The sequence below is a fragment of the Thiobacillus sp. 65-1402 genome, from assembly GCF_001897685.1.
Taxonomy (GTDB): domain Bacteria; phylum Pseudomonadota; class Gammaproteobacteria; order Burkholderiales; family Thiobacillaceae; genus Thiobacillus.
Window position 1 is genome coordinate 1 of the sequence record NZ_MKUG01000042.1, and the last position, 3,067, is coordinate 3,067.

General features: G+C 66.2%; 4 protein-coding genes. All 4 read right to left on the bottom strand.

Annotated features, from left to right (window positions below):
- Window positions 1-420 (bottom strand): zinc-ribbon domain-containing protein (locus tag BGO62_RS03415; protein WP_296639334.1); only part of this gene is annotated, 420 nt, incomplete at its 3' end.
- Entirely contained in the window at window positions 417-1,307 is an 891-nt protein-coding gene (gene prmA / locus BGO62_RS03420) for a 50S ribosomal protein L11 methyltransferase (protein ID WP_296639335.1), read from the bottom strand. The genes prmA and BGO62_RS03415, both read right to left, overlap by 4 nt.
- A 73-nt stretch (window positions 1,308-1,380) precedes the next feature.
- A complete protein-coding gene (gene accC, locus BGO62_RS03425; protein WP_296639336.1) occupies window positions 1,381-2,736 on the bottom strand; it encodes an acetyl-CoA carboxylase biotin carboxylase subunit in 1,356 nt (451 codons plus the stop codon).
- A 118-nt stretch (window positions 2,737-2,854) separates the two neighbouring features.
- On the bottom strand, window positions 2,855-3,067 hold a 213-nt coding region (gene accB / locus BGO62_RS03430; RefSeq protein WP_296639337.1), incomplete at its 5' end, for an acetyl-CoA carboxylase biotin carboxyl carrier protein.

The following is a 3,067-nucleotide window of genomic DNA, read 5'->3' on the forward strand; positions in this document are numbered from 1 at the left end:
CGCCGTGTGGAACTGCGGCAGCGGACCGGGGTCGTCCGCGGGCGGCGTCTCGGGGTCGATGAGGATGATCGAATCCAGATCGAGCGAGGCCTCGCGCTGTGCGATGCCGCGCGGAATGTCGGCTAGCGCGGCCTCCGCGTCAAGCACGGTCTCGGTCGTCTCTAGGGCGAGGCTCGTTTCTGTCGCCGCGGCGGGCTCCGCCGCGGCGACAGAAACGGCTTCCGGCAGCGGGGAGGCTTCAACCGGCCCGGGTTCGGCCGCCGCGGGCAGCGGCGAACCATCTTCCAGCAGCAGGCTCGGGCGTGCATCGAAGGCGGCACCACACACACTGCATTGCACCCAGCCCTGCGCAGCGTCGAGCTGGTCGGCGCCAAGGCGGAAGACGCTGGCGCAGTGCGGGCAGGTGGTGCGAAAACTCACTGCTTGAGGCCTGCCAGGCGCACCCAGCCCTCATCGATGGCGGGCGGGTCGAACACGAACCAGTCGCGGTAGACCGCCATGACGTCGTCGGCCTGTTCGGCCAGGATGCCCGACAGCACCAGCCGCCCGCCCGCCCGCACCCGGCCTGCCAGCAGCGGCGCCATGCCCTTGAGCGGATTGGTGAGGATGTTGGCGACGACGACGTCGTACTGGCCCGGCGTGAGTTCGCCGGGCAGGCAGAAGTGCGCCGTCACGTCATTCAGGACGGCGTTGTCGCGCGAAGCGGCGACCGCTTGGGCGTCGATGTCGACACCGTCGACCCGCGCCGCGCCGAGCTTGGCCGCGGCAATCGCGAGGATGCCCGAGCCGCAGCCGTAGTCCAGCAGGGTTTCGCCGCCGGCAAGTTGCGCGTCGAGCCAGCGCAGGCACAGCCGCGTGGTCGGATGGCTGCCAGTGCCGAAGGCGAGGCCGGGATCGAGCTTGAGGTTGATCGCGCGGCTGTCGGGTGCGGCGTGCCAGGTCGGCACGATCCACAGGCGCGGCGAGATCGGGATGGGATCGAACTGCGACTGGGTGAGGCGCACCCAGTCCTGCTCGGCCACGGTTTCGATGGTGTACTCGGCGGGAACGGCAATGCCCGCCTGTTTTGCCGCGGTAGCCAGGATTCCCGCCACGTCGGCGTGTTCGTCGAGCAGTACCGTCGCGATGCTGTGCGGCCACAACTCGGCGGTCGGATGGTCCGGTTCGCCGAACAGCGGTGTCTCGTCCGCCGTGCCGGCGTCGGCGTCTTCCAGCGACACCGAGAGCGCGCCGGCTTCCATCAGCGCATCGGACAGCGGCTCGGCCTGTTTGGAATCGACGAGGATACGGACGGATTGCCAGGGCATGGAGGGAGGCGTTAGGCGTTAAGCGTGAGGCGTGAGGCGTGAGACGGTGGGGGACGGTTTCCCGCCTCGCTCCTCACTCCTCACGTTTCTCTCCGGCCAGCTTGTGCTCCAGGTAATGGATGCTGGTGCCGCCGGCGATGAAGGCGGCGTCGTTCATCAGGTCCTGGTGCAGCGGGATGTTGCTCTGGATGCCCTCGACCACCATCTCCATCAGCGCGCCGCGCATGCGGGCGATGGCCTGGTCGCGGGTGTCGCCGTAGGCGATCAGCTTGCCGATCATCGAATCGTAATGCGGCGGCACGTAGTAGCCGTGGTAGACGTGTGAGTCGACGCGGATGCCGGGGCCGCCGGGCGCGTGGTAGTTGGTGAGCTTGCCGGGGCTGGGAACGAAGGTGGTCGGGTGTTCGGCGTTGATGCGGCACTCGACGGCATGGCCCTTGAACTGGATGTCCTTCTGCTTCCACGGCAGCTTTTCGCCGGCGGCGACGCGGATCTGCGTCTGCACGATGTCGATGCCGGTGATGAGCTCGGTCACCGGGTGCTCGACCTGCACCCGGGTGTTCATCTCGATGAAGTAGAACTCGCCGTTCTCGTAGAGGAATTCGAAGGTGCCGGCACCGCGATAGCCGATCTTGCGGCAGGCCTCGGCGCAGCGTTCGCCGATCTTGTCCCTGAGCTTGGGGTCGAGTCCGGGCGCGGGGGCTTCTTCCAGCACCTTCTGGTGGCGGCGCTGCATCGAACAGTCGCGTTCGCCCAGATGCACCGCGTTGCCGTGCTCGTCGGCGAGGATCTGGATTTCGATATGACGCGGCGTCTGCAGGAATTTTTCCATGTAGACCATGGGATTGCCGAAGGCCGCGCCGGCCTCGGTCTTGGTCATGGTCACCGCGTTCAGCAATGCGGCCTCGGTATGCACCACGCGCATGCCGCGCCCGCCGCCGCCGCCAGCTGCCTTGATGATCACCGGGTAGCCGATGCGCGCGGCGATCTTGATGATTTCATCCGGGTCATCAGGCAGCGCGCCGTCGGAGCCTGGCACGCACGGCACCTTGGCTTCGATCATCGCCTGCTTGGCGGCGACCTTGTCGCCCATCAGGCGGATGTTGTCGGGGCGCGGGCCGATGAAGGTGAAGCCGGAGGACTCCACGCGTTCGGCGAAATTGGCGTTTTCCGACAGGAAGCCGTAGCCGGGATGGATGGCGGCGGCGTCGGTGACTTCGGCGGCGGCGATGATCGAGGGCACGTGCAGATAGCTCTGCGCCGACGGCGCCGGGCCGATGCACACCGATTCGTCGGCCAGCTTCACGTACTTGGCGGCGCGGTCGGCTTCGGAATACACGGCGACCGTCTTGATGCCCATTTCGCGGCAGGCGCGCTGGATTCTCAGGGCGATTTCGCCGCGGTTGGCGATAAGGATTTTTTCGAACATGGTTTTGAGGGGTCAGGATTCAGGATTCAGGATTCAGGGGGTGAACGGCTTTGCCGCATCATTTGTATAAGGCGCGAAGCACTCCCCTGATTCCTGCCCCTGATCCCCGACTCCTTCCTCAGGCAATCACAAACAAGGGCTCGCCGTATTCAACCGGCTGGCCGTTTTCGACCAGAATGGCCTTGATGACGCCGCCCTGGTCCGCTTCGATTTCGTTCAGCAGTTTCATCGCCTCGATGATGCAAAGCGTGTCGCCGGCATTCACGCTCTGGCCGACTTCGGCAAAGTTTTTCGAGCCCGGGGCCGGAGCGCGGTAGAACGTGCCGACCAT

Bases quoted from the DNA above. Each gene is read 5' to 3' on its own strand.
- prmA (WP_296639335.1), bottom strand. From the start codon at position 1,307: ATGCCCTGGCAATCCGTCCGTATCCTCGTCGATTCCAAACAGGCCGAG.
- accC (WP_296639336.1), bottom strand. From the start codon at position 2,736: ATGTTCGAAAAAATCCTTATCGCCAACCGCGGCGAAATCGCCCTGAGA.